Origin of the sequence: Nocardioides sp. LMS-CY (assembly GCF_018732145.1) — a bacterium.
In the GTDB taxonomy this organism is placed as follows: domain Bacteria; phylum Actinomycetota; class Actinomycetes; order Propionibacteriales; family Nocardioidaceae; genus Nocardioides; species Nocardioides soli.
The window spans coordinates 1-26396 of sequence record NZ_CP076104.1; the positions used below are offsets into that span (position 1 = coordinate 1).

The 26396-nt window shown below is 70.0% G+C and carries 23 protein-coding genes, 2 tRNA genes and 1 pseudogene; 12 read left to right on the plus strand and 14 right to left on the minus strand.

Translation table 11 applies throughout. The features are described 5' to 3' along the window. The first annotated feature begins 15 nt into the window (after window positions 1-15). From dnaA to KM427_RS00060, 12 genes are all read left to right on the plus strand, one after another. Window positions 16-1458, plus strand: coding sequence for a chromosomal replication initiator protein DnaA (dnaA, locus tag KM427_RS00005; RefSeq protein ID WP_215525780.1), 1443 nt, complete (start codon window positions 16-18; stop codon window positions 1456-1458). Between the two features lie 435 nt (window positions 1459-1893). Further along, window positions 1894-3030, plus strand: coding sequence for a DNA polymerase III subunit beta (gene dnaN, locus KM427_RS00010; RefSeq protein ID WP_215525781.1), 1137 nt, complete (start codon window positions 1894-1896; stop codon window positions 3028-3030). A gap of 153 nt (window positions 3031-3183) precedes the next feature. Next, window positions 3184-4089, plus strand: a complete 906-nt coding sequence (gnd, locus tag KM427_RS00015; protein ID WP_215525782.1) for a phosphogluconate dehydrogenase (NAD(+)-dependent, decarboxylating) — start codon at window positions 3184-3186, stop codon at window positions 4087-4089. A gap of 11 nt (window positions 4090-4100) precedes the next feature. Continuing rightward, window positions 4101-5261, plus strand: coding sequence for a DNA replication/repair protein RecF (gene recF, locus KM427_RS00020; protein ID WP_215525783.1), 1161 nt, complete (start codon window positions 4101-4103; stop codon window positions 5259-5261). Next, entirely contained in the window at window positions 5251-5793 is a 543-nt protein-coding gene (locus tag KM427_RS00025; RefSeq protein WP_183595494.1) for a DciA family protein, read from the plus strand. The genes recF and KM427_RS00025 overlap by 11 nt, the downstream gene beginning before the upstream one ends. A 244-nt stretch (window positions 5794-6037) precedes the next feature. Continuing rightward, window positions 6038-8134 (plus strand): DNA topoisomerase (ATP-hydrolyzing) subunit B, encoded by a 2097-nt coding sequence (gene gyrB / locus KM427_RS00030; protein WP_183595495.1) that lies wholly within the window; start codon window positions 6038-6040, stop codon window positions 8132-8134. A 130-nt stretch (window positions 8135-8264) separates the two neighbouring features. Next, window positions 8265-10922 (plus strand): DNA gyrase subunit A, encoded by a 2658-nt coding sequence (gene gyrA, locus KM427_RS00035; protein ID WP_252275458.1) that lies wholly within the window; start codon window positions 8265-8267, stop codon window positions 10920-10922. Further along, window positions 10922-11500, plus strand: coding sequence for a DUF3566 domain-containing protein (locus KM427_RS00040; RefSeq protein WP_183595496.1), 579 nt, complete (start codon window positions 10922-10924; stop codon window positions 11498-11500). The genes gyrA and KM427_RS00040 overlap by 1 nt, the downstream gene beginning before the upstream one ends. Before the next feature lie 80 nt (window positions 11501-11580). After that, window positions 11581-11657 (plus strand) — tRNA-Ile (locus KM427_RS00045). Window positions 11658-11703: 46 nt separating this feature from the next. Continuing rightward, window positions 11704-11829: a DLW-39 family protein gene (locus tag KM427_RS00050; protein ID WP_215525784.1), complete on the plus strand. Its 126-nt coding sequence runs from the start codon at window positions 11704-11706 to the stop codon at window positions 11827-11829. A 26-nt stretch (window positions 11830-11855) separates the two neighbouring features. Further along, a tRNA-Ala gene (locus tag KM427_RS00055) sits at window positions 11856-11931 on the plus strand. Window positions 11932-12154: 223 nt separating this feature from the next. Next, entirely contained in the window at window positions 12155-12445 is a 291-nt protein-coding gene (locus tag KM427_RS00060; protein WP_215525785.1) for a hypothetical protein, read from the plus strand. An 84-nt stretch (window positions 12446-12529) separates the two neighbouring features. Here the strand turns inward: KM427_RS00060 and KM427_RS25790 are convergent. From KM427_RS25790 to KM427_RS00130, 14 genes and pseudogenes are all read right to left on the minus strand, one after another. Continuing rightward, window positions 12530-13588, minus strand: a pseudogene (locus tag KM427_RS25790) (recombinase family protein); the annotation flags it as partial. A gap of 167 nt (window positions 13589-13755) precedes the next feature. Next, window positions 13756-13998, minus strand: a complete 243-nt coding sequence (locus KM427_RS25385; protein ID WP_252274894.1) for a hypothetical protein — start codon at window positions 13996-13998, stop codon at window positions 13756-13758. After that, window positions 13995-14567: a DUF4913 domain-containing protein gene (locus tag KM427_RS00075; RefSeq protein WP_215525786.1), complete on the minus strand. Its 573-nt coding sequence runs from the start codon at window positions 14565-14567 to the stop codon at window positions 13995-13997. The genes KM427_RS25385 and KM427_RS00075 overlap by 4 nt, the downstream gene beginning before the upstream one ends. An 18-nt stretch (window positions 14568-14585) precedes the next feature. Beyond that, window positions 14586-15029, minus strand: coding sequence for a single-stranded DNA-binding protein (locus tag KM427_RS00080; RefSeq protein WP_215525787.1), 444 nt, complete (start codon window positions 15027-15029; stop codon window positions 14586-14588). 79 nt (window positions 15030-15108) lie between these two features. Continuing rightward, on the minus strand, window positions 15109-16896 hold the full coding sequence (locus tag KM427_RS00085) for a type IV secretory system conjugative DNA transfer family protein (protein ID WP_252274896.1): 1788 nt from the start codon (window positions 16894-16896) through the stop codon (window positions 15109-15111). Then, window positions 16893-17474 (minus strand): hypothetical protein, encoded by a 582-nt coding sequence (locus tag KM427_RS00090; RefSeq protein ID WP_215525788.1) that lies wholly within the window; start codon window positions 17472-17474, stop codon window positions 16893-16895. Before KM427_RS00090 ends, KM427_RS00085 begins: the two co-directional genes overlap by 4 nt. Further along, on the minus strand, window positions 17471-18958 hold the full coding sequence (locus KM427_RS00095; protein WP_215525789.1) for a putative type IV secretion/conjugal transfer ATPase: 1488 nt from the start codon (window positions 18956-18958) through the stop codon (window positions 17471-17473). Before KM427_RS00095 ends, KM427_RS00090 begins: the two co-directional genes overlap by 4 nt. Further along, a complete protein-coding gene (locus tag KM427_RS00100) occupies window positions 18955-20178 on the minus strand; it encodes a hypothetical protein (protein ID WP_215525790.1) in 1224 nt (407 codons plus the stop codon). The genes KM427_RS00095 and KM427_RS00100 overlap by 4 nt, the downstream gene beginning before the upstream one ends. A gap of 101 nt (window positions 20179-20279) precedes the next feature. After that, window positions 20280-21701, minus strand: a complete 1422-nt coding sequence (locus tag KM427_RS00105) for an SCO6880 family protein (RefSeq protein WP_252274898.1) — start codon at window positions 21699-21701, stop codon at window positions 20280-20282. A gap of 57 nt (window positions 21702-21758) precedes the next feature. Continuing rightward, window positions 21759-23189: a conjugal transfer protein TrbL gene (locus tag KM427_RS00110; RefSeq protein ID WP_252274900.1), complete on the minus strand. Its 1431-nt coding sequence runs from the start codon at window positions 23187-23189 to the stop codon at window positions 21759-21761. A gap of 50 nt (window positions 23190-23239) precedes the next feature. Continuing rightward, window positions 23240-23581 carry a DUF6112 family protein gene (locus tag KM427_RS00115; protein ID WP_502887146.1) on the minus strand — a complete coding sequence of 114 codons (342 nt, stop codon included), beginning with the start codon at window positions 23579-23581 and terminating at the stop codon, window positions 23240-23242. A gap of 108 nt (window positions 23582-23689) precedes the next feature. Beyond that, complete coding sequence (locus tag KM427_RS00120) at window positions 23690-23956, minus strand: DUF6112 family protein (protein WP_215525793.1); 267 nt, start codon at window positions 23954-23956, stop codon at window positions 23690-23692. A 5-nt stretch (window positions 23957-23961) separates the two neighbouring features. Further along, entirely contained in the window at window positions 23962-25638 is a 1677-nt protein-coding gene (locus KM427_RS00125; RefSeq protein WP_215525794.1) for a M23 family metallopeptidase, read from the minus strand. Window positions 25639-25652: 14 nt separating this feature from the next. Further along, complete coding sequence (locus KM427_RS00130) at window positions 25653-26342, minus strand: hypothetical protein (RefSeq protein ID WP_215525795.1); 690 nt, start codon at window positions 26340-26342, stop codon at window positions 25653-25655. Window positions 26343-26396 lie beyond the last annotated feature (54 nt).

Genomic DNA, 26396 nt, shown 5'->3' on the forward strand with positions numbered 1-26396 from the left:
CAGAAAGCGGGAACGGTGGAGCAGCAGACCTCGGACCTCGACGTCGCCTGGCGCGGCGTCGTCGACGACCTCCAGCCCAACCAGCGCGCCTGGCTCAAGGCCAGTGAGCCGGTGACCCTGCACGAGAGCACGGCCATCGTCGCCGTGCCCAACGACTTCACGCGCAACCAACTCGAGGGGCGCCTGCGCGCCCAGCTCGAGGACGCCCTCAGCGAGCGCTTCGGCCGCGAGATCCGGCTCGCCGTCACGGTGAACCCCGCCCTCGAGAGCGACGGTGGCGACCCGGCGACCGCGGAGGCCGCCCCGATCCAGCAACAAAGCCACTTGTCGACAAGTCGACCTAGCGACGTCGCCTCGGCGGCCCCGATCCCGCCGGCGCCGATCGAGCCGGTCGACCCCGCGCCCCGGCCCACCGCGCTCGAGACCCGGCTCAACCCGAAGTACACCTTCGAGACCTTCGTGATCGGGTCGTCCAACCGGTTCCCCCACGCCGCTGCGGTCGCGGTCGCCGAGGCGCCCGGCAAGGCGTACAACCCGCTGCTCGTCTACGGCGACTCCGGCCTAGGCAAGACCCACCTGCTGCACGCCATCGGCCACTACGTCCGCTCGCTCTACACCGCCGCCCGGGTGCGCTACGTGTCGAGCGAGGAGTTCACCAACGAGTTCATCAACGCGATCCGCGACGACCGGCAGGACCGTTTCAAGCGGCGCTACCGCGACGTCGACGTGCTGCTGATCGACGACATCCAGTTCCTGGAGGGCAAGACCCAGACCCAGGAGGAGTTCTTCCACACCTTCAACACTCTCCACAACGCCAACAAGCAGATCGTGCTCACCTCCGACCGGCCGCCGAAGCGGCTCGAGGCGCTCGAGGACCGGCTCCGCAACCGCTTCGAGTGGGGCCTGATCACCGACGTCCAGCCTCCGGACCTCGAGACCCGCATCGCGATCCTGCGCAAGAAGGCCGCCATGGACCGGCTCACGGCGCCGCCGGACGTCCTCGAGTTCATCGCCTCGAAGATCCAGACCAACATCCGCGAGCTCGAGGGCGCGCTGATCCGGGTCACCGCGTTCGCCAACCTGAACCGCCAGGAGGTCGACATGACCCTGGCCGAGATCGTCCTGAAGGACCTGATCCCCGAGGGTGGCGAGCCGGAGATCACCGCGGCGCTGATCATCGCCCAGACCGCGGCGTACTTCGGCCTCTCGATCGAGGAACTCACCGGCCCGAGCCGCGGCCGCCACCTCGTGATGGCGCGGCAGATCGCCATGTACCTCTGCCGCGAGCTGACCGACCTCTCGCTGCCCAAGATCGGCGCCCAGTTCGGCAACCGCGACCACACCACGGTCATGTACGCCGACCGGAAGATCAACCAGTTGCTCGCCGAGCGCCGCGCGGTCTTCAACCAGGTCTCCGAGCTCACGAACCGCGTGAAGATGCAGGCCCGGCACGCCTGATCCCGGGCCGGGCCGTCGCCGATCCCCGGCCTGTGGAGGACCTGTGCGCCAAGCGCTCGCGCGCCGGGACAGCCTGTGGACGAGTCGCGGTGGCCCGCTCACCGGCCACCGGAACCTCACAGCGGCGCCGACTCGTCCAGATGTCGTTCCACAACCCCTGTGAGTCCCGAGTCCCGGGCCTGACCTGCAGGAACGTGGGTTGTCCACAGATTCCACCGAACCTATGACTCCGACCTACCTCTAGACAGATCGATCGCTCGTGAACTTCGATCCGCGCCCCTCCCTGGGGACAACCCACCGGATCGGGTGTCTCACCGACTCCCCACGACGGCCTCACGAGCCCCGTCCAAACCACACCGAACCTCCCGCGCCTGGACACCGCATGGCAGGATTCGCATCCCACCCGTCCGTGCCGACCGACCCGAAGGACACATCGTGAAGTTCCGCGTCGAGCGCGACGTGCTCGCCGATGCCGTCGCCTGGGCTGCCCGCAGCCTCCCGGTCCGTCCCAGCGTCCCGGTCCTCGCCGGCCTGCTCATCGAGGCGAACGACGCCGGGCTGGTGCTCTCGACGTTCGACTACGAGACCTCCGCCCGCGCCACGCTCGGCGCCCAGGTCAGCGACGAGGGTCGCGCGCTGGTCAGCGGCCGGCTCCTCGCGGACATCTGCCGCAGTCTGCCGGCCAAGCCGGTCGACGTGGTGCTCGACGGGGCCCGCGTCTCGCTCACGTGTGGTTCGGCGCGCTTCAGCCTGCAGACCATGCCGGTCGAGGACTACCCGGCGCTGCCCGACATGCCCGCGGCGACGGGCACCGTCGACAGCGAGGCCTTCGCCCACGCGGTCGCCCAGGCGGTGACCGCGGCCGGCCGTGACGACATGCTTCCGGTGCTCACCGGCGTTCGCCTCGAGATCGACGGCTCGACGATCTCGCTGCTCGCGACCGACCGGTTCCGGCTCGCCCTCCGCGAGCTCGACTGGAACCCCGGCACGCCCGACGCCTCCGCGGCGGCGCTCGTTCCCGCTCGGGTGCTGGGCGACACCGCGAAGTCGCTCACCGCGGGCGGCGAGGTCACGATCGCGCTGGCCGCCACCGGCACCGGTGAGGGCATCATCGGCTTCGAGGGCGAGGCGTCCGGCGGCCGCCGACGTACGACGACCCGCCTGCTCGACGGCGAGTTCCCGAAGGTGCGCAGCCTCTTCCCGAGCGAGCACCTCACCACCGCGCTCGTCGACAAGACCGCGCTCGTGGAGTCCGTACGCCGCGTCTCGCTCGTCGCCGAGCGCAACACCGCCGTCCAGCTCGCGTTCAGCGACGGCGTGCTCACCCTCGACGCCGGATCCGGCGACGAGGCCCAGGCCTCGGAGTCGATCGAGGCGAGCATCCAGGGCGACGACATCACCACGGGCTTCAACCCCCAGTTCCTGCTCGACGGGCTCAACGTCATCGACCAGCAGGTCGTGCAGCTCGCCTTCACCCAGTCCTCCAAGCCGGTGGTGATCAGCGGGTCCACCGAGGGCGAGCCCGACACCGCCTTCCGCTACCTGCTGATGCCGCGCCGCCTGCTCTCGTAGCCCACCCACCTCAGCCGTGCGCACCTCCGTCGCGCCCGGAGCGGTTCGCGGGTTTCGGCGCGCCGTTGCGGCCTCGCCAGCTCGGCCGCGGGCTTGCTCAACCTCCCGCCACACGCCGTGCGCTCCTCCGTCGCGCCCGGCTAGTGTCGTGACATGCACCTTGGACTCGTCGGTCTCGGCAAGATGGGCGGCAACATGCGCACCCGTCTGCGCAACGCAGGGCACACGGTGATCGGCTACGACCGGAACCCGGACGTGGCCGACGTCGACAGCCTCGCCGCCATGGTCGAGCGCCTGCCCTCCCCCAAGGTCGTGTGGGTGATGGTGCCGGCCGGCGACCCGACCCGCGACACGGTCCGCGAGCTGGGTGAGCTGCTCGGTGAGGGCGACCTCGTCGTCGACGGCGGCAACTCCAAGTGGACCGACGACCAGGCCAACGCCGAGCTGCTCGCGACCAAGGGCATCGGCTTCGTCGACTGCGGCGTCTCCGGTGGCGTCTGGGGTCTGCAGAACGGCTACGCCCTGATGTGTGGCGGTTCCGACGCGGACGTCGCCAAGGTGCAGCCGGCCTTCGACGCGCTCAAGCCCGCCGAGGGCGGCTTCGTCCACGCCGGCAAGAAGCCCGGCGCAGGCCACTTCGCGAAGATGGTCCACAACGGCATCGAGTACGCCATGATGCAGAGCTACGCCGAGGGCTGGGAGCTGCTCGAGAAGGTCGACCTGGTCGACAACGTCGGCGAGGTCTTCGACTCCTGGCGCTCGGGCACCGTCATCCGCTCGTGGCTGCTCGACCTCCTGGTCGCAGCGATCGATGAGGACGCCCATCTCGACAAGATCGCCGGCTACGCCGAGGACTCCGGCGAGGGCCGCTGGACCGTCGAGGCCGCGATCGAGCACGCCGTGCCGATGAACGTCATCGCCGCCTCGCTCTTCGCGCGCTTCACCTCCCGCCAGGAGGACAGCCCGGCGATGAAGGCGATCGCCGCAATGCGCAACCAGTTCGGCGGCCACGCCGTACGCACCGAGCCTCCGGTCGGCGGCGACGCCAACCCCGGCTGAGCCGGGCCGTCGTGTACGTCGCGCACCTGTCTCTCCACGACTTCCGGTCCTATGCGACCGCCGAGGTCGAGCTCGGGCCCGGGGCCACGGCGTTCATCGGCCGCAACGGGCAGGGCAAGACCAACCTCGTCGAGGCCATCGACTACCTCTCCCGGCTCGCGTCGCACCGGGTCTCGGGCGACGCGCCGCTCGTGCGCGCCGGCGCCGACCAGGCCGTGGTGCGCGCCTCGGTCGTGCGCGACGGCCGGACCGCGGTGCTCGAGGTGGAGATCAACCCGGGCCGGTCCAACCGGGCCCGCGTCAACCGGTCGCCGCTCCCCCGGGCCCGCGAGCTGGTCGGATTGGTCCGCACCGTCGTCTTCTCACCCGAGGACCTCACCCTCGTCAAGGGCGACCCGTCCGACCGACGGCGGTTCCTCGACGACCTCTTGGTGCTGCGCGCGCCCCGGCTCGCCGGGGTCCGCTCCGACTACGACCGGGTGCTCCGACAGCGAAACTCGCTGCTCAAGACCGCGGGCGCCGCCCGCCGCGGATCGTCGGCCCAGGAGGGCGCGCTCTCGACGCTGGGTGTCTGGGACGCGCACCTCGCCCGCACCGGCGCCGAGCTGCTCGCCGAGCGACTCGCGCTCGTCGACGCGCTGCGGCCCTACGTCGGCAAGTCCTACGAGACGGTGGCCCGGGGCGCGAGCCGCGACGACGCGGACATCGAGTACCGCCCGTCGTTCGACCTCGAGGGCCGGACCAGCCGCGACGATCTCACCGAGGCGCTGCTCGCCGAGGTCGAGCGCCGCCGCAACGACGAGCTCGATCGCGGGATCTCGCTGGTCGGGCCGCACCGCGACGAGCTGCTGCTCAGCCTCGGGCACGGGCCTGGCCCCGACGGGGTCCGGCTGCCGGTGAAGGGCTACGCCTCCCACGGCGAGTCCTGGTCGTTCGCGCTCGCGCTGCGCCTGGCGTCGTACGACCTGCTCCGCGCCGACGGCGACGACCCCATCCTCGTGCTCGACGACGTCTTCGCCGAGCTCGACACCGAGCGCCGCGCCCAGCTCGCCGAGCTGGTGTCGACCGCCGAGCAGGTCCTGGTCACGGCGGCTGTGGGCGCCGACGTGCCCGAGGTGCTCGCCGGCACCCGGTACGTCGTCGCCGGGGGCGAGGTGGTCCGTGAGCAGTGAGCCGCCCACTGACCCGCAGCCGCCGGTCGAGCCCCCCGAGCACGACCCCGACGGACTCGACCTGGCCCGGGCGCTGACCCGAGCGACGTCGAAGTCCACGCCGGCCGCCCGGCGGCCGCGGCGCGCGGGTGGCCGCCCGACCGCTGGCCGGGTCACCGGATCGCACCCGGACGACCGCGACCCCCAGTTGCTCGACGCGACCCTGGGACGTCTGGTCGCCGACCATGGCTGGGACCTCGACCTGCGGATCCAGGGCGTCTTCGGTCGCTGGTCCGAGCTGGTCGGCGACGAGGTCGCCCAGCACTGCACCCCGGAGACGTTCGCCGACGGGCGACTGGTCGTGCGCACGGACTCCACCGCCTGGGCGACCCAGCTGCGGCTGCTCGCGCCGACGATCGTGCGCCGGCTCAACGAGGAGCTCGGTCACGGGACGGTCACCCTGATCGAGGTGCTCGGCCCGCACCTGCCGACCTGGAAGAAGGGCCCCCGGTCGGTCCGCGACGGGCGGGGGCCGCGCGACACGTACGGGTGATGTCACGGGGCTCGCGCAGACGATCTGGACGGGCCTCCGATGTATGGGGCCCTGTCTGACCCCCTGTGCGGCCGTCCGAACGGCGCTCACGAGCCGCTCAGCGCCGGTTTTCCTCCACAGGCCACCCCCGTCGGCAGGGCGACACGTGGTTGGAGGCGTTCGGAGGGCTATTATGGACGGTGGCCGCCGAGCTATCGCTGACGCGGCCGTCGTTGTGTGAAGACCGCCGTCAGAAGAGGTACGCGTGAGCGACGTCCACCCCGCCGAGCCCGACGAGACCGCAGGCCCGGCGCACCGGGTCGACACCGACTACGACGCTTCCGCGATCCAGGTCCTCGAAGGCCTCGAGGCGGTCCGCAAGCGTCCCGGCATGTACATCGGCTCGACCGGGGAGCGCGGCCTCCACCACCTGATCTGGGAGATCGTCGACAACGCGGTCGACGAGGCGCTCGCGGGCTACTGCGACCGGATCGTCGTCACCCTGCTCGCCGACGGTGGCATCCGGGTCGAGGACAACGGCCGCGGCATCCCGACCGGGACCGCGCCGGGGCAGGACCTGCCGGCGCTGACCCTGGCGCTGACCGTGCTGCACGCCGGCGGCAAGTTCGGCGGCGGTGGCTACAAGGTGTCCGGCGGCCTGCACGGCGTCGGCGTCTCGGTCGTCAACGCGCTCTCCACCAGGCTGGTCGCCGAGGTCAAGAACCGCGACCACCTGTGGCGGCAGACCTTCACGGTCGGTGTGCCCGACGGTGACCTCGAACAGGTCCGGCCGATGGCGGACGGCGAGCGCACCGGCACCACGATCACTTTCTGGGCCTCGCCCGACATCTTCGAGACCACGACGTACTCCCTGGAGACGATCACCGCGCGGATCCGCGAGTACGCCTTCCTCAACAAGGGCCTCGAGATCGTCGTGCGCGACGAGCGGCCGCAGGCCGACGAGATCGCGGACGCCGTCGAGGACGACACCGTCGCCGCCGACGTCGACCAGCAGCGCGCCGACAGCATCAAGCGCGCCGAGACCGGCGGGATCGAGCAGATCTTCCGCTACGACCGCGGCCTGGTCGACTACGTCGAGTACATCAACCGCAAGAAGCAGGCGGCGAACCCGTCGATCATCTCGTTCGAGGCGGAGACCCCCGACACCGTCGAGAACCACATGAGCCTCGAGATCGCGATGCAGTGGAACACGTCGTACACCGAGTCGGTGCACACCTTCGCGAACACCATCAACACCCACGAGGGCGGCACCCATGAGGAGGGCTTCCGCGCGGCGCTCACCTCGCTGGTCAACAACTGGGGCTTCGAGTGGGGCCTGATGAAGAAGCAGGAGGACCGGGTCTCGGGTGACGACATCCGGGAGGGCCTGACCGCGATCATCTCGATCAAGCTCGGCGAGCCGCAGTTCGAGGGGCAGACCAAGACCAAGCTCGGCAACACCGAGGCCAAGGGCTTCGTGCAGCGCGTCGTCAACGACCAGCTCGGTGCCTGGCTGGAGCAGAACCCCGGCGAGGGCAAGGACATCATCCGGCGGGCCCAGGCGGCGGCGACCGCACGCATCGCCGCGCGCAAGGCGCGCGACCTGGCCCGCAACCGCAAGGGCCTGCTCGGCAGCGGGAGCCTGCCCGGCAAGCTCGCCGACTGCCAGTCGACCAACCCCGCCGAGTGCGAGGTCTTCATCGTCGAGGGCGACTCCGCGGGCGGCTCGGCCAAGTCCGGCCGCGACCCGCGGGTCCAGGCGATCCTGCCGATCCGCGGCAAGATCCTGAACGTCGAGAAGGCCCGCATCGACAAGGTCCTGGGCAACCAGGAGGTGCAGGCGATCATCTCCGCGCTCGGCACCGGCATCCACGAAGAGTTCGACATCGACAAGCTGCGCTACCACAAGGTGGTGCTGATGGCCGATGCCGACGTCGACGGCCACCACATCAACACGCTGCTGCTGACGCTGCTGTTCCGATTCATGAAGCCGCTGATCGAGGGCGGCTACGTCTACATGGCCCAGCCCCCGCTCTACCGGCTGCGCTGGAACAAGCCGGCCGAGCACGAGTTCGTCTACTCCGACGCCGAGCGCGACGCGATGCTGCGCGCCGGGCAGGAGGCCGGCAAGAAGCTGCCGAAGGACAACCCGGTCCAGCGCTACAAGGGTCTCGGCGAGATGAACGCCGACGAGCTGTGGGAGACCACGATGGACCCCGACCAGCGGCTGATGCTGCAGGTCACCCTCGACGACGCGGCCCACGCGGACGAGATCTTCTCGATCCTGATGGGCGAGGACGTCGAGCAGCGGCGCTCGTTCATCCAGCGCAACGCCAAGGACGTCCGATTCCTGGATATCTAGCTGTCTAGAGACAGTCCTAGATTCCGGTAGAAGCGACGAGAGAGAGCCAGAGAACGTGACTGAGCAGACCGACAACCTGGGCGGCGGGGGCGGCGGCGGGCGGATCGAGCCCATCGAGCTGCAGACCTCCATGCAGCGGGCCTACATCGACTACGCGATGGCGGTCATCGTCGGTCGTGCGCTGCCCGACGTACGCGACGGTCTCAAGCCGGTGCACCGCCGGGTGCTCTACGCGATGTACGACGGCGGGTACCGGCCCGACCGCGGCTTCTCCAAGTGCTCCCGCGTCGTCGGCGACGTGATGGGTCAGTACCACCCGCACGGTGACACCGCGATCTACGACACCCTGGTCCGGCTCGCGCAGCCGTGGGTGATGCGGGCGCCGCTGATCCACGGACAGGGCAACTTCGGCTCGCCGGGCAACGACCCGGCCGCGGCGATGCGGTACACCGAGTGCCGGATGGCGCCGCTGGCCATGGAGATGGTCCGCGACATCGAGCAGGACACCGTCGACTTCCAGCCCAACTACGACGGTCGGTCGCAGGAGCCGGTGATCCTGCCGGCCCGGTTCCCGAACCTGCTGGTCAACGGCTCGGCCGGCATCGCGGTCGGCATGGCCACGAACATCCCGCCGCACAACCTGCGCGAGGTCGCCGAGGGCGCGAAGTGGTGCCTCGAGCACCCCGACGCCACCCGCGAGGAGCTGCAGGACGCGCTGATCGAGCGGATCAAGGGGCCGGACTTCCCCAACGCCGCGCTGATCGTCGGACGCGAGGGCATCGAGCAGACCTACCGCACCGGGCGCGGCTCGATCACCCAGCGCGCGGTGATCGAGGTCGACGAGGACGCCAGGGGCCGCACTTGCCTGGTGATCACCGAGCTGCCCTACATGGTCAACCCCGACAACCTGGCGCTGAAGATCGCCGAGCTCGCCGACTCCGGCAAGGTGCAGGGCATCGCCGACGTCCGCGACGACACTTCCTCCCGCACCGGGCAGCGCCTCGTCGTGGTGCTCAAGCGCGACGCGGTCGCCCGCGTGGTGCTCAACAACCTGCTCAAGCACACCGAGCTGCAGACCAACTTCAGCGCCAACATGCTGGCGCTCGTCGACGGTGTGCCGCGCACGCTCACCGTCGACCAGTTCATCTCCAACTGGGTCGAGCACCAGATCGAGGTCATCCGCCGGCGTACGGAGTACCGCCTGCGTCGCGCCGAGGAGCGGGCCCACATCCTGCGTGCGTTGGTCAAGGCGCTCGACGCCCTCGACGAGGTGATCGCGCTGATCCGCCGCTCCCCCGACGTCGCCGAGGCGCGGGCGGGCCTGATGGAGCTGCTCGACATCGACGAGGTCCAGGCGACCGCGATCCTCGACATGCAGCTGCGCGCGCTGGCCGCCCTGCAGCGCCAGAAGACGATCGACGAGCTCGCCGAGATCGAGTTGACCATCGCCGACTACCGCGACATCCTCGCCAACGTGACGCGGCAGCGTGCCATCGTCACCGCGGAGCTCGACGAGATCGTGGAGAAGTACGGCGACGACCGCCGTACCCAGATCATCGCGGCCGACGGCGACCTCTCGATGGAGGATCTGATCCCCGACGAGGAGCTGGTCGTCTCCATCACCCGTGGCGGCTACGCCAAGCGCACCCAGCGCCAGCAGTACCGGCTCCAGAAGCGCGGCGGCAAGGGGGTTCGCGGGGCGACCCTGCGCGGCGACGATGTCGTCGAGCACTTCATCGCCACGACCAACCACCACTGGCTGCTGTTCTTCACGACCGCGGGCCGGGTCTACCGCACCAAGGCCTACAACCTGCCCGAGGCGTCGCGAGACGCGAAGGGTGGCCACGTCGCCGGGCTGCTCAGCTTCCAGCCGGACGAGAACATCGCGCAGGTGCTGGCGATCCGCGACTACGAGCAGGCGCCGTACCTCGTGCTCGCGACGCGCAACGGACTGGTGAAGAAGACCCGCCTGGGCGACTACAACAGCCCGCGCCAGGCCGGTGTCATCGCGATCAACTTCCGTGAGGACGACGACGAGCTGATCGGCGCCGAGCTCGTCAACGCCGACGACGACATCCTCCTGGTCTCCCGCAAGGGGCAGGCGATCCGGTTCGGTGCGGACGACGGCCAGCTGCGCCCGATGGGCCGCGCGACCTCCGGCGTCACGGGGATGAAGTTCCGCGACGGCGACTCCGTGCTGTCCATGTCGGTGATCCGCGCCGAGCAGGTCGCCGCCGAGGAGGCCGCGGAGGCCAAGGCCGCGGCGGACGGCGAGTCCACCGAGGCCGGCGACCTTCCGGACGTGAAGGAGCAGTACGTCTTCACGATCACCGACGGCGGCTTCGCCAAGCGGACCCGGATCTCGGAGTACCGCACCACCAACCGCGGCGGCATCGGCATCAAGGCGATGGCGCTCCAGAACGAGGACCGCGGCCACCTGGTCGGCGCGTTCATCGTCGAGGAGGGCGACGAGATCCTCTCGATCACCCAGAACGGCCAGGTGGTGCGCAGCCCCATCAACGCCGACTTCCGGCCGACCGGCCGCTCCACGATGGGCGTGAAGTTCGTCGGGCCCAAGAACGGCGACTCGGTGGCTGTCGTCGCCCGCTCGGTGGAGTCGCGGGAGGACGAGGAGACCGACGACGAGTCCGCGCCCGAGGCCGGTGCCGATCTCACGGAATCGTCCGATGCGGGCGTGGGTGCAACAATCGAGGGAACTGTTGAGGAGACGGCGTCCGACGCCGTCGACGCACCCGAGGCCGACACCGACGGGGAGAGTGAGGCCTGATGACCGACCGTTCCGCCGAGCGCACCGCCACCCGCCCACCCGCCGACCGCCCGAGTTCCGGCGCACCGTCGGGCAAGAGCGCGGACCGTCCCGGCCTCGGTGCCCGGATCTCGGCGGTGGTCGGGAAGGCCTCCGACGAGCACCGCGCCAACGCGAATCCGGCCTCCAAAGCCGCGGCCACGAAGGCCTCCCCGGCCGCGCGCCCGCCCCGGCGCGCCCGGCTGCGGCTGACCCGGATCGACCCGTGGTCGGTGATGAAGACGGCGTTCCTGCTCGCGATCGCCTTCGGCGTGGTGACGATCGTCTCGGTCTTCATCATCTGGTCGGTGCTCTCGGCGGCCGGTGTCTGGGACTCGATCAACCGCACGGTGCAGGACGTCGTGGGCGGCCAGGACGCCTCCAGCTGGGACGTCGAGAAGTACGTCGGCATGTCCCGCGTCATGGGCTTCACGATGCTGGTCGCCGTGGTCGACGTCATCCTGCTGACCGCGATCGCCACGCTCGGCGCGTTCCTCTACAACATGGCGGCGGCCCTGCTCGGCGGCGTCGAGCTGACCCTCGCCGAGGACCAGCGCTGACCGCTCCCCCGCACGACCGCATCGCGGTCCGCCCGTTTTGTCGGGCGCTCCGGGGGTGGGGTAATCTTCCCCCGGTTCACGGGCCTATAGCTCAGACGGTTAGAGCGCTTCCCTGATAAGGAAGAGGTCACAGGTTCAAGTCCTGTTAGGCCCACCACCCGGCCCGACCAGCGGTACGCCACCCGAGGCCCTGAGGAGTCACCATGAAGAAGATCCTGCTGCTCCTGCTCATCGCCGGCGCGGCCGTCGTCGTCAAGAAGAAGCTCGACGAGGGCAAGCACGAGCAGGCCCTGTGGGCCGAGGCGACCGACAGCGTCACCCGGTCCTGAGCCCGGGCGGCCCCGGCCGCCCACCAGGGGCCTTGGCGCAATTGGTAGCGCACCTGCTTTGCAAGCAGGGGGTTAGGGGTTCGAGTCCCCTAGGCTCCACCAGAAGGTCGTTGTTCAAACCAACGACATCACCGGTTTGAGTTCCAGACTCCGCCTTCCGTCCTTGGTGGCGGAGGGCGAGGGTCTGGACGTCCGGGTTGAGGAACACGTTGAACGGCACGCCGGGTTCGCTGTGGATGGTGTCGTCGTCGGTGACGATGAGCTTGTCGAAGAAGGCTTGGTTGGCGATCCGGCGTAGTGAGTCGTCGATGTTCATGTAGATGGCGTGCATGTCGCCTGCGAGGGCGAGGCAGTCGTCCAGGTGGGCTTTGGCCTGTTCGTATTCGATGTCGCCGGCGTTGATCTGTGCGTCGAGGAACGCGAGCCTACGGGCGATGCGCTCTTGCTCCGCGGCGAGGAGGTCGAGGGGGACGGCGCCAGCGTAGTGGGCCTGCATGAGCTTGGTGCGTTCACCGCAGAGCGCGTCGCGTTCGGCCTTGTACCCCTGGCTCTCCTGCTTGGCGACCCGGTGGAGCCGGTCGAACTCGCTGGTGACCAGCTCGCGGAGCGCAGGTAGGACGTGTTCGGGTATCTGCACGCGCCGGTAGTAGTCCTCGACGGCGGCTTCGATGTCGGGCACGAACATGGACTTGCGTTCGCAGTTGGTGCGCTTGGCATGCCGCCCGGTGCACATGAAGTACGGATAGATCACGCCGCGGCGGCTCTTGGCGTTGGTCAACGTCAAGCGTGATCCGCACTGCCCGCAGTAGAGGCTGCCTTTGAGGTAGTGGTCGTGGGATTGGGTCTTCTCTCCGGAGGTCTGGTGGGCGGTGAGCACTGCCTGGACCCGGTACCAGACCTCGGGGGCGACGAGGGGTTCGTGCAGGCCGTCGTAGCTGGCGCCGCGGAAGCGGACGCTGCCCTTGTAGTAGGGGTTGGTGAGCATCTTGTGGATCGTGGACAGCACCGGCGGCTTCGACGGCCGCTTCGGGGTCGGGACGGTGGTCAGGCCACGGTCGATCAGTTCCTCGCGCAGGCTGATGGTGGAGTGGTTGCCGGTGGCGTACGCCTCGAACGCCCACTTGACCAGCGGTGCCCGGTCGGGGTCGAGTTCGACGGTGCGGACCTCGCGGCCGAGTTCGTCACGGCGGGTGACGTTGAGGTAGCCCATCGGGGCCTTGCCGTTCGTGCCGCCGCCTTGGGCCTTCTGGTTCATGCCCTTGGAGACCTCGCTGGCGAGGTTGCGGGAGTAGAACTCCGCGATGGTGGACATGATGCCGTGCAGCAGCATCCCCGACGGGGTCTCGTCGATGTTCTCGGTCGCGGAAACGAGCATGACCCCGGCCTCTTTGAGGGCGAGGTGGATGGTCACGTCGTCGGCGCGGTTGCGGGCGAGCCGGTCCACCTTGTGGACGATGCAGTAGGCGACCTGGTGGGTCTTGACGTACTCGATCATCCGCATCAGCTCGGGACGGTCGGCCTTGCGGGCAGACTCGCCGGCGTCGACGAACTCCTCGGTGATGATCGCGTTCAGCTCGCGGGCCTTGCGCAGGTTCGCCTCGCGCTGCGCGGGGATCGAGAAGCCCTCGTCCCGGCCGCCCTTAGAGGCCTGCTCCTTGGTGGAGACGCGAAGATAGGAGACTGCGAGGGTGGTGGTCTCGCCGATGCGGTCGAGCGCGGTGGCGGCGGGTGGCTGCTGGGCATTGGTCGTGGTGGTCATGGGTCGTGTTTCCTTCCCCAGTGAGTTGGGCCAGCACGAGCGGCCGCGGGACCGCTGGTGCGGTGCGACTCGTAACGGGGAAACACGACCCGGCGGCTCCGAGGGAGCGAGCCGGGTAAGCCACGAAGGCCAAACAGGACTGCGCACCACGACCGAACCGCGCGGGTTCAGCCGTTGGCTTCTTGCTGCTCCGATTCTACCCCGGCACTCCGACAGGTGCCGGAATCTGGCGGCGTGCGGTTTGGCGTGGGGTGGGTGCGGTCCTGTTCGGCGCGGGCGCGGGCCATGGCGATGAACAGGTGGGCGAGCTTGTGCAGGTCGGGGCTCTGGCGCGGCTCGGCAGCGATGCGGTAGTCGCGCATCCTCTCTGGCAGCCGCTCGTCCCTGTCGGATCGGTTCGGGCTGGTCACGTAACTTCTCCTGTCTGCTCATCGAGGGAGCGGAAGAATGCCTCCTCGGCCTCGCGGCGGGCCTCGACCTGCTCGAACACGAACTGCACGAAGTCCTCCGCACGGTCGGCGATCACGACGTCCTCGACCGCGGATGCGGGGTCTTCGCCGGGCCACGTGGTCTGCCTGGTGGGTCGGTCGCGGTCCAGGCGGGTGCCGGAGGCGGCGACCCATTCGCGGAGCCGGCTCCGGGCGTCGGCGAAGTCCCGATGCCAGCCGAACGGAGCAGAACCGGCCTGCTCGGGGTCGTAGGCGCCCAGCCAGTGCAGATGCAGGGCCGACAGCTCCCAGACGAGTTCTGGGTGGCGGTGCCAGAACGGCGGCACCACACTGGCGGGCAGCCCGTAAGTGCGGCGCAGCCACGCCACCCAGTCGTTCAGTGCCAACCACTCGACTTCCAGATCGTCGGCGGACAGCAGATTCCAGTTCACCGGGTGCGGCGGCTCGGCCACATCGTCCGCCGCGGTATCGGGCTCATCATCCGGGTCGAAGTGGTCGGGCTCGTCAGGCTCGGGCGTGTACTCATCCATCGTCGTCAGCGCTTCCGGTCACATGCTCACGGCCGGAGCCGACTGGGCGGTGGCGCGCGCGGGCGCGGCGAATGCGGCCGCGTCACGCTCAGGCGCGGTGCGTCGGGGGGTGCGGTCGACGTCGTAGCGGGTGCGGGCCATGTCGTGGCCGAGCCGGCGGGCGACGAACTCCTCACCCTCGACGTTCTGCCCGTCGCGCTGGTAGCTGTACTCGCGGACATAGCCTTCGGCGATGATCTTGTCGCCCTTCGGCAGGCGTTCGTGGCCCTGCTCAGCGGCGGCCTTGAACGCGACCAGGTTGTGGAAGGTGGTCTCCAACTGCGTGAACGACCCGTCCTGCTCCTGCCGGTAGTGCTCCTTGCCGACCTTCATGAACAGCCGGGCATCACCGTTCTCGGTTCGGGTGAGCTGCGGGTCGGACGCGACGAACCCCGAGAACGACTGCTGAGTCTGGATGGCCATCGGACTCTCCTCCTGACATGTACGCGACCCCGCCGATCAGGGCCGCTCATGTCAGGCAGGTGCACGACCGTTCCCTGCGTCAGGTGGCCGTCGGGCGCCGCAGCAGGGCCTCGATGGCCGAGCGGTCCGTGCCGAGCTGGGCGGCGTCGGGGCGGGTGGGCCAGGCGCGCAGGTCGGTCACGATCGGTGGCGCGGAGCGCAGCAGGGTGACCCCGGTGCCGAAGGGCAAGGTCCTGATCCGGTCGGGCGGCAGGATCGGCACCCGCCGCATGGAGCGTTGGTTCGATCTGGTGCCGTGATCGCCGAGGGTCACCGAGTCGGTGTACTCGTCGCGTTCGCCGATCAGGGAGGAGAGGTCTTGGAGGTCCCGGGAGTTGGAGGCGCCGCCGAGGATGATCTTGACGATGCTGGCGTCCCAGATGGCGCCGGCGGCGTTGTCGCCCCACTTCTCCCGTGCTTGGGCGAGGGACTGGAGCACGGGCAGGCAGGTGATGCCGGTGCCGCCGCCTTCGGCCATCAGTGTCGGCAGCGACGGCAACGGGCTGAGGTTGCCGATCTCATCGAGCGCGAGCAGCAGGGGTGGGTCGAGGCGGGCGCCGGCCGAGCGGGCGGCGAGGCGGCGGGCGGCTTCGACGAGGTCTTCCACGAACGCCGCCACCAACGAGGACGACGCACCGGCCCCAGCACCCGTGGCGAGCAAATAGAGGGTGCCGCGCTGGGTGAGGAAGGCTTCGGGGTCGAAGTGTTCGCCGTCGCGTGGAGTGACGGCGTCGAGGACGCGGGGGTCGGCGAGGGCGGAGAGTGCGAGGGAGACGCCTTGCCAGATGGAGTCGCGGGTCTTGGGGTCGGAGTCGATCATCGCCCCGAGTGAGTCGGCCCATCCCACCGCGGCGTGGGGGTGGTTGGTGAGGACGGCGACGGCTTCGGCGGCGATGGAGGGGTCGAGGGTCCACCGGAACAGCTCGGCTGGTGGCCGGCCGTCGAGGGCGGCGGCGTGCAGCAGGGCTTGGAGCGCGGTGCGGGTCTTGCCTTCCCAGAACCCGCCGGACTCGACCCCGCCGGAGGAGAGGTCGGTGGCGGAGGCGAGGCCGGTGGCGCGGATCATGGCCGTCAGGGGGTCTTCGCAGCCGCGCACTGGGGACCAGCGCAGTCCGGCGGGGACGCCTTCGGCGAGGTGCTGGGGATCGAACACCCCCACGGGCCGTCCGTCGCGCTGTCGGGCGCGGAGGGTGGCGGTGAGGTTGTCCGGCCGTGTCGAGGTGGTGACGACCGCGCCGGGTGCGTCCAAGATGGCGTTGATGACCACGTGGAGCCCTTTGCCGGAGCGGGGCGGGCCGAGAAGCAGGATCGAGTCCTCCACGCTCGCCCAGACCTGTTTGCCGTGGCTGGCGCCGAGCAGGTAGCCCACATCCGCCGGTGCGGGCGTCTCCAGGGAGGGGCGCAGTGTGCCGGCACGGCGCAGTAGTGCCTTGCTGGAGGCGGTCTGGCTGACTTCGTGGCCGGTGGCGGTGCCGGCGAGGCGGCGGGGGTCGGTCTCGGTCTTGCGGGTGTGGCGGCGAAGCCGCACCCACATCCACCCGCCACCGACGCAGAGACCGGTGAGTAGGACGGCGGTGACGATCCAGTAGACGACGGGGTTCAGTCCGGCGGCGTCGAGAGCGGCGGCCGGGTCGCCGGGGTTGAACAGCACCCCGAGCCCGGACGCCGGCCCGGCGTTGGGTTGGGTGGTTCCGGTGAGGAACGCGGCCACGCTGCCGGATGCGCGCAGGGTGAGCGCGGCACCGAACATGCCGACCAGGGCGATGAGGGCGGCGTTGGTCAGCTCGTCCCCGAAGGAGCCGGTCTGCCGCTCCTGTGGGCTGTTCACGGCACCCGCCTGATCACGGTGGTGCCGGAGATGCGCCCGTGCAGCACCACCTCGTGCGGGCTCTCGGCCAAGGCGTCGAGCTGGCGTTGGTCGAGGAGAGCTCGGGCCGCTCCGGTGGCGGTGGCGTCGGTGTGGGAGACGATGACGGCGACGGCGATGTCCTCACCGGGCACGAACCCGTCCCCGGTGACCTCGACCAGCACCGGCGGCTCGTGCTGCTTGGTGTGCTTGGCGCGGCGTGCGCGCCGCGTGCCCGGCGCGGCCGCGTCTTCGTCGTCGGGCGGTGGGGGTGGGGTGGGTTTGCGGGCGCGGATGAGGTCGGTGAACACGGTCCCGCCGACCTCGCGGACCTCGATCCGCACGGCGATGGTGCGGTCCTTGGTCACCGCGTCCAGTAGCGGCCCGAAGGTGCCGCGTGTCCACTCCGAGCCCGCGGGAGGTGGCGGGAACGCGGCGCCATCCACGGTGACGTCCAGGGCGCCGTTCTCGGTGACGGTGATGAGGACGTGGGGCAGCACCACCGGTGTCTCGTCGGGCTGCTGGGACGTGGTGCGGTGCAGCGGGTTGCGGCCCCTCATGACTGACCGCCCAGGTAGCGGGCGTCAGTCCGGAACAGTTCCAGCTCGACCGGATGGAGTTGGTGCTGCGAGATGAAGCTCCTGGATTTGATCTTCCACAGCCCCTGCCCGACCCCCAGGGTCGGGAGGAGCTTCTGCTCGGTCCCGGTCAGCCCGAGCGCGGCGGCGGTGGTGCCGAGCTGGTCGGACTCCTGCCGGTAGACGATGCGGGTCTCCGCGTTCGCCAGGAGGGAGTTGGCGAGCGAGCGCATCGCGGAGCCCTGGTCGCCGACGTTGTCGAGGTCGGTGAGCTTGTGGAAGATCAGCATGTTCGCGATCCCGTAATGCCGCGCCAGGCGCCAGTGCGCGTCCATGCGCCTGAGCAGGGCGGGGTGGGACATCAGGCGCCAGGCTTCGTCGTAGATCACCCACCGTTGCCCGCCTGCCGGGTCGAGCAGCGCGGACTCCATCCACGCGCTGGAGCACGTCATCAGGACACTGATGAGGGTCGAGTTCTCCGTCACCCGCGACAGGTCGAGGCTGATCATCGGCAGCGACGGATCGAACGCGACGGTCGAGGGGCCGTCGAAGAGCCCGCCGAGGTCCCCGGCCACCAGGCGGCGCAGGGCGTGGCCGACGAGGCGGCCATCCTCCGCCAGGCGACCGTCCGGAACATCGGTCGGGCTGAGGATGTGGTCGACGACCATCGGCAGGATCGGCACCGTGTTCTCGGCAACGGTGGCGGTCAGTGCGAGGTCGATCGCGGTGTGCTCCAACGGCGTCAAGCCGCGCGCGAGCACGGTCTCGGCGAGGGCGCCGATCAGGTCGCGACGCCGTGAGGCGACCGTGGCGGCCCATTGCTCATCCGAGAGGCCGGAGGGGCGGTGGCCTTCATCGAGCGGGTTCAGCCTTGTGTGCAGTCCGTGGCCCAAGATGATCGCCCGCCCGCCGACTGCTTCGGCGACCGCGGTGTGCTCGCCCTTCGGGTCGCCGGGCACGTAGACGCGGCGCCCGAACGGCAACGAGCGGGTGTAGAGCGACTTCGCCAGGCTGGACTTGCCGGAGCCGACGATCCCGGCCAGGACGATGTTGGGTGCGGTGATGATCCCGCGGGCGTAGAGGACCCAGGGGTCGTAGACGAAGCTGCCGCCGGAATACAGGTCTTGCCCGACGAACACCCCATCGGAGCCGAGTCCGCCTTCGGCGACGAACGGGTACGCCCCGGCCAGCGTTGCGGAGGTGTCCTGGTGGCGTGGCAGCCGGAACCGGCCGGGCGATCTGAGCGCGGCCGGTCCGGGTTCGCCGGCGGCCGGCAGGAACGTGGTTGCGCGGCGTTCGACCTTCTCGGCGTCGGCCTTCGCCCGCGCCGCTTGCTTCTCGACCTGGCGCTGTTCGGCTTGGAGGCGGGCGGCGGCCTGTCGGCGTTGCTTGCGCAGCCGGCGGCGCTCGGCCGCGGGGGCGACCAGGACGGAGGTGTGCAACTGCTCCGGCTCGCTGCCAGTCATAGCGAGAGTCCTCGGGACTGCTTGACCGTGGCGACGCCGGGGTGCTCGAACCAGGATGGATCGGGCGCCCTGCGCGACCGCTCGGACGCTGCCTGATGCTTCGGCGCCGGTTCGGACGCGGGGGCGCCGATCCCGGCGACCGCTTCGCGCGCCGGCACCAAGGCGTCTTCGTTGAGGGCGTCGGCTGGCGGGGCGTGGTGCTCGCGCAGGAGGCTGACGTGTCCGGCGAACGGGTTGTAGGTGAGGGTGTAGCCGTCCTCGCCGGTGACCACCCGATCCAACGCGCGGGTCGGGACCTCGTCGTAGACGTAGCCGTTCTCCAGCGCGGCCTGGGTGGTCTCCTCCCCGTAGTCCCAGCCCTTCAGGTGCTCGATGCCCGCGGCGGTGCCGTCCCGCGCGATCAGGTCCAGCACTTCGTCGGCTTCCTCGCCCTGGAGGAAGACCACGCTGATCCACTGCCGCTCGGGCCGGGACGCCTCGGCTGGTGCCGTCTGCTCGGTGGGTTCGGCCAGCTCGGTGAGTTCGGTGAGGGGGTCGGTGTTGGTGCGGGCGGCCTCGGCCACCCATCCGGGGAACAGTCCCGCGTGCTCGGGCTCGTGGTCGGGGTGGTCGAGGGCGTACTGGCGGGCCTCCCCGGCGGCGCCAAGGAAGGTCGCGAGGTCTCGGATCGCGTGGTCGACATCGACGGGCTGGCCGGCGCCGGTGAACAGGTCCCGGCCCTCCAGCTCCTGCCCGGTGGTGGTGTCGGTGATCCGGTAGGCGTAGCGCTGGTGCTCACCCACCGGGGTGTCCGGCCAGACCGTCAGCCGCAGCGTCCCAGCGGTAACCGTCGTGGGCACGGGGCCGTCATGGTCGAGCCCGGCTTGCGCGGGCTCGGGTTGCCAGGCGATCCGCCCGGAGTGGGAGAACGCCGCGTTGAGGTGGTCGTGGGCCTGGTCGAGCAGGGTGCCGGCCTGGTGCAGCTCGTCGGCGGAGGCGAGGGCCGAGCGGTTCCCGGCGAGGTGGTCGCCGTCGTCGTGGTGTGCGCGGTCTCGGTGGGCGAGGTGGGTGGCGGCGAGCTGGTCGAGTACCTGCCGCAGCGATCGCATAGTCGCGGTCAGGTCGCCGAACACGGTGTAGGTGTCGGCCGGGTCATCGAACACGCGGGATGCGTGGGCGAGACCCCGCATCGCCTCGGATGCTTCGGCGGCATCGGCGAGCGGGTCGTGGAACGTGGGCATGACGGCCTCCCAGGACGCGGGCGAGCACCCCCGCGATTCGGGGGCCACCGGTCAGGTGCACCACAACTCCCACGCGCCGGGAACAGCCCGCGGCGAACGGGTCAGATGCGGCGGCAGAGCGGGAGCGCGGCGGCGGTGAACGCCGCAGCTTGCTGGCCGACCAGGAGGCGGGTCTCGCAGGAGGCTTGGATGGCGGCCTGTTCGATCGCCGCCACCCCGGCGTCCAGCTCCTCGATGGTGGCGGCGGAGACGGAGATGAGGCCGGTGTAGCGCAGCACGCCGTGGCCGGCGGTCAGGTCGGCTTCCTGTTGGAGCACGTCTTGATACTCAGCGGTCTGGGAGGCGTCTTCGATCTGCCCGATCTTGGCCCGCTGCGCCTGATCGCTGATGTGCTCGACCTTCTTCTTGCGGATGTCTCTGGCGGCGGCGTCGGAGCGCAGTGGCGTGCACAGCAATGAGAACGACCGCTGAATCCCCGTCGAGAGGAGCACCGGGGACAGGAACCCCGGATACACCAGCGACCGCGGCCATTCGGAGACCCACAGCACGGCATGGTGGGCGGAGTCGGTGCGCAGCCGGGTCCAAGACTCGTTGACCGCGACCGGGCCGGCGGTGGCGAGGGACTGGCCGAGTTCGCCGTGCCGTTCCAGGGTGGCGGCGATCGCCGGGTCATACGCGCTGCGGAGGATGACGGCGATCTCCCCCGGTGACAGCCAGCCCGAGGGGGTGAGGTCGGCTGAGCGGAGCGCGGCGACGAGAGTGGACATCTCTTGGCGGAGCACGGCGGCGGCACCGCGGATACCGCCGCCAGCCGTTCTGATCTGCCGCGCGGCGTTCTTCATGTCCAGCGACAGGCTCAGGGTGGTGGCGTGGCGTTCCCCGGCGGGGCCGGCGCGCTCGATCAGCTCGGCGTAGATGGTCGCGGCCCAGGTGTCGTCGGCGGTGCCGTGGGAGGCCCACCACTCGGCCAGTCCGGTCCCGGAGTCGGGCAGGGTGCGTTCGAGGACTTGGAGGGTGGCGATCCGGCCGGAGCGGCAAACCGTGGCCAGGACGCGTCCCCAGGAGGTGACCCGTCGTTCCTGCTCGCCGGGGTCGAGGAGCACGAACGCCGGATGGGACACGTCGCAGACCACGGTGAGGGTCTGGGCGTGGGGGTCGTGGATCATCCCCGCGTTCGTTTCGGGGTCGGTGTACTCCCGCAGTCGCGCCATGTCGCCGGGCAGCGCGAGGGTGCCCACAGGGCGGGGTGTGACGACCCGCCGGCGATACAGGAGTTGCCCGCCGGTCGAACGCCAGAGCCACCAGAACGCGACCGGCAGCCATTCGACCGCGGGCCGGCCGGCGATGGGTATCCACGTCAGCGCGGCGGCGATCACCCAGATGGGAGCGGTGTAGGCGAGCAGGACGCCGCCCCCGGCGAAGAGAGCTCCGACGATGGACAGGACGCCGGTGGCGAGGGTGATGAGCTGCGACAGGGACAGCCCCAGCAACACCCCGCGGCGGGTGAGGCGGGAGAACTTCACCGGCACCAGCTCCGCCGAGGCGACAGCACTCTCGTTCTGTTTGGTAGGCACGGCGGTTCACTCCTTCCCGGTGGGCTTGGGGGCAGGCGGCGGAGGCTGTTTCGGGGGACGCACCTCCGGCGCAGATGGACCAGGCGAGGGTGTCTTCGGTGCCGGCGTTGACGGCGGGGGCGCCTGCGCGGCCGGTGGTGGGGTGCTGCCGGTCTGGCCGGCGGAGTCGGCCGCGGCCTCGCCCTGCCCACCGAGGGCCGTGCCGGCCTTGGGGCCGGTGGTCGCGGCGTCCTTGGCGACCTTCGCCGCGACCACGGCCGCAGCGGCGGGACCCGCCGCCGCAACACCGGCGCCGGCGCCTGCTCCACCGCTTGCCCCGGCGCCGGCGCCGCTGGTCGCGGCGGCCTTCCCACCACCGGCCCCGGCCGAGCCGGCAGTGCCGCTGGATGCCTGCGGCTTGGGGTTCTTCGGCTCCGGTGGCTTCTTCCCACCACCGCCACCGTCTCCGCTTCCTCCGCCGGACTTGCCGCCGCCTTCATCGAGAACCTTTTTCGGGTCGTTGCCTTGCGGCTTGGTCGGAGTCGGCATGGGGCGGTTGAGGGCGCTCTTGGCGTCCTGTTCGGAGCCGATGGCGTGGTACATGTCGAACCCGACGAAGCTGAGGAACTTGTAGGTCAGGTACGGGGCGAAGGCGGCCATCGCCATCAGCACGATCCCGGCGATCGGGTCCGCCACAGAGGACAGGTCGCCGTCGATCGGTGCCGACACCTGGGTGATAGCGACCAGGAACATCACGACCAGGACGAGCTTGGAGACGATCAGGGCGATGACGAACATCGCCCATTTGCTGATCCACCCCTTCGTCGCATCCCACGACGCCCCGGAGAACGCCAGCGGGGCGAGCACGATCGCGACCAGCAGCAGCGCCTTGCGGACCAGCAGGGAGAGCCAGACGATGGCGGCTGCGCTGATGGCCAGGCCGGCGAGGAAGATCGTGATGATCGCGCCGACCCCGGGTGCGGCGATGTTGATGCCGACCAGCCCTGCGGCGAGCAGGGTGATCTTGTCGCCCATCGACTCGGTGGTCTCTCCGGCGGCCTGGATGATCCCGATGCAGAGCTGGTCGACTATCTCCAACAGCAGCGCGGTCAGCGTGATGACCACGAACGATCCCAGCACCGACTTCGCCAACCCGAGTGCTGCGCGGGATAGTGCGGTGGGGTCGCGGCGGATGAGTCCGGTGATGAGTTGGAGGCAGAAGAACAGCAGCATCACGAACACCGCGATGCCGAACAGGATGTTGTAGACCGCCACGTACTCGTCGCTGGTGACGTCGACGAGGGTGGTGGTGTCGAAGACGGACCAGACGGCTTCGAACAACCAGCCGGCGGCGGCGCCCATCGCGCCGGCGAGCCAGTCGAACGGGGCGGAGACCAGCGAGGCGGCGGCTTCGCCGGCGGTGTCGCAGACGGTCGAGACGAGGGGGATATCGCACACACCCACCGCAGATCACTCCCTAACGCAGAGTCGAGGGTTGGCGGGTGGACTCAGACCTGCTGGCCGACGTCCCAGAAAAAGTTGATAAGCGTCACCGACGCGCCGCAGATGACGGCGGCGCCGCAGCTCACGAGGACGCCGATCTTGCCCCTGCCCGCCAGGTGCGGGTTGGAGGAGTTGGCGCCGAAGCCCCACACGATCGCCGAGATGATCAGCGCCAAGACGCTCAGGATGAGGCCGATCGTCATCACGGCGCCGACGATGGTGCGGAGCTGGCTGATGCCGGGCAGTCCGGTGTCGTTGGGGTCGATGTTGATGTCCATCGGCAGCACGGCCGGCCACGTGGTGGCGGCAGCGGTGGTGGTTTCGGTGAGCAGGCTCAGGACGGTCATAGCGGGGTACTCCTTCGGGGCGTCGGCGAGATGAGGGTTCTCGTCGATCAGGTGCACCGCCCGCCCCACACGGTCGGAGCCGATGACGGGGCCGCTGGTGGGGCGTGTTCAGAGTTGCTGGCCGAGGTCGAGCAGCCAGTTCAGCCAGGCCACGCCTCCGCCGGCCAAGACCGCCGTGCCCAGTGCGGTCCAAGCACCGATGCGGGCTTTGGTGGCGGCACCGTGGTGGCCGTTCGCGGTCGACAGCGCCCAGGCGATGGCGCAGACGATCAGCATCAGCACGGCGATGATGAGCACGAAGGTCAGCAGCGCGCCGATGACCTCGCGCAGGTCACCGATCCCTTCCAGGCCCTCGAAGTCGGGGAACACGTCCATGCCGATCAGCTCCCGGCCCGGACGGTGATGTGGAGATGGTCTACGTGCGATCCCGTGATGCTGTCGGGGTCGTGCATGCCGCCACCGTCGTAGGGCCGCCACCCCTCGGCGTCGCGGGCCAGCGACCAGATCAGGCCGTCCCAGATCAGATACTCCACCCCGAGGGTTTCGGCGTGGTCCTGCATCCAGTTCGTGACCTCCCAGCCGAGTTCGCGCTGCTCCGGGGTCGGGTGCTCGCCGATGGCGTTGCCGAACGTTCCGTCACAGGCGCGTCCGAGGGGGTGTTCGGAGACGGTGCCGGGCCGCGGTGAGTAACAGACCCAGGAGGTGTCGGGGAAGACAGCGATGCTCTGGGTGTAGAGGTGCAGCATCCGCGCGGTGATCTGCCCATCCGAGGTCGGATCGTCCACGGGACGGTCGGGGTCGCCGTCGAAGGGGTCCGGCTCACCACCTGGTGTGCCGTTGCTGGTGTCGCAGTCGCCGCCTGGTGGGCCGGTCTCGGGCTCGGGCAGGTCGGCGGCGTTGTGGGCATTCAGCCAGTCGGCGGGGTCGGTGTGCTCCCCGTTCGTGCCGCCGAGGCGGACCTCGAAATGCAGATGCGGACCGGTGCTGTTGCCGGAGCTGCCGGTGTCGCCGATGTGCTGACCGGCCGCCACGGTGTCGCCGGCCTGGACGTGGATGCCGTGCTCCCACATGTGCGCATACGCCGTCGCCACCGTGGCGCCATCGATCTGATGATCGATGACGATGAGGCCGCCGTAGCCGCCGGAGAACTCCGCGACCGTCACCGTGCCGTCCGCAGCGGCCACGAGGGGTGTGCCGTCGGGGGCGGCGAAGTCGGTGCCGGTGTGGAAGGAGTCCTCGCCAGTGATGGGGTGCACCCGTGGTCCGTACTCGCTGGTGAGCACCCAGGTGCCCTCGGGCATCGGGAACACCACCCGCGACGACCCCACCGCCGCCACTTGCTGCGCGGCCGGGACCACGGCATCGCCGGCCGAGGCGCCCGCCCCGGCGTTCGTTGTTGTGGTCGACGTGAGTGCGGTGAGGATGGTTTCGGCGACGGGCTCGTAGTTGCGGTACCGGTCCGGATACGCGGACACTTCGACGGCTTGGGCGGCCTCGCCCTTGTTCATCTCCTCCCACCCGGGAATGTCCAAGAGTCCCCGTGGTGAGGGGTGGTTGGGTCCGGTGGGTCCGCCGAAGAACGCCTCAGCTTGGTAGACGGGGTCCATCAGCTCAGCGACCGTGCCCCAGCCCGATTGGGGGCGCATCTGAAACAGGCCCAGGGAGTCGTGGTCGGAGCCGTCGCCGTCGTTGGGGTAGTCCGCGGACTCCGGGTAGGCGCTGGTGTTGGACAGCATCCGCAGCGTGGACTCGGTCAGTGCCGCCATGAGCGCGATCTGAAGGCCGTCGCGGGTGATCCCGTCGATGCTGTTGCCGGTCTCGATGATCGTCGCGGCATGGGTGAGCTGGGTTCGGTTGAGCGTGAACGTCTCCCCGTTCGCGGTGGTGACCTCCAGCTCGTCAGGGACCTCGCCGACGGTGACGTTCGAGCCGCCGCCGATGGTGCAGGAGCCGGTGGCGCTCAGAGCCGGGTTCATCACCACCCCGATCCCGATCAACACCAGCGAGGGTGCGAGGAAGACCAGGGCGATGGCGGCGATGGCGAGCTTCTTCAACACGACGCGTCACCGACCTATCGGAGGGGGTTGTCGAGCTGGGACAGCCGCAGCAGATGACAGGTCTCGTAGGTCGGGCCGCAGACCACGAACACGGTGAACGCCACCGAGTGTTCGGAGGTCACCGGTTCGTCGTTCCACAGGCCCTCACGGTGGCGGGTGCCCTCGATCGTGACCGCGACCGTGCCCTCGGCGAGCTGACCGGGGTGGGCCTGCTCGACTGCGGTCGCCCACGCGTCGGGGACGAACGTGTTGTCGATGGTGAGGTGCTGGGCGGTGGCGTACTGCCGCAGCTCCAGCCAGGCATCCCGAGACGGGAGGTAGGCGGCGATGTCGGAGGCGAGCCCCGCCTGCTCCGTACCGATGGGATCGCCGACGTCAAGGACCACGCTGGTGTAGTCCAGCGGCGTGAACCCGCTGGCGGTGTCCCACTCGAACAACACGGTGGCGACGTTGCGGGCGAAGGTCTCCGGATCATCCGACGCCTGCACGACCGGCAACCGCGGCGTGGTCGTGGGCACCGGATCGGCTTGTGCGGTGACACTTGGCCCAGGGCGGCCACCGTCATCGTCCCGGTCCGGGCCGGGTGGTCCGGTCAGGAGGCCGTAGACGCCCACACCGGCGAGCACGAGGACGACGATCGCCGCGGCGAGGGCGGCGATGAGTCGGCGGCGGGTCCGGGGTTCGGAGAGGTCGGGAGTCTTCATGCCCACCAGGTACGCGACCGGCACCAACCCAGACAAGGGCAGGGCGGAGGTGGC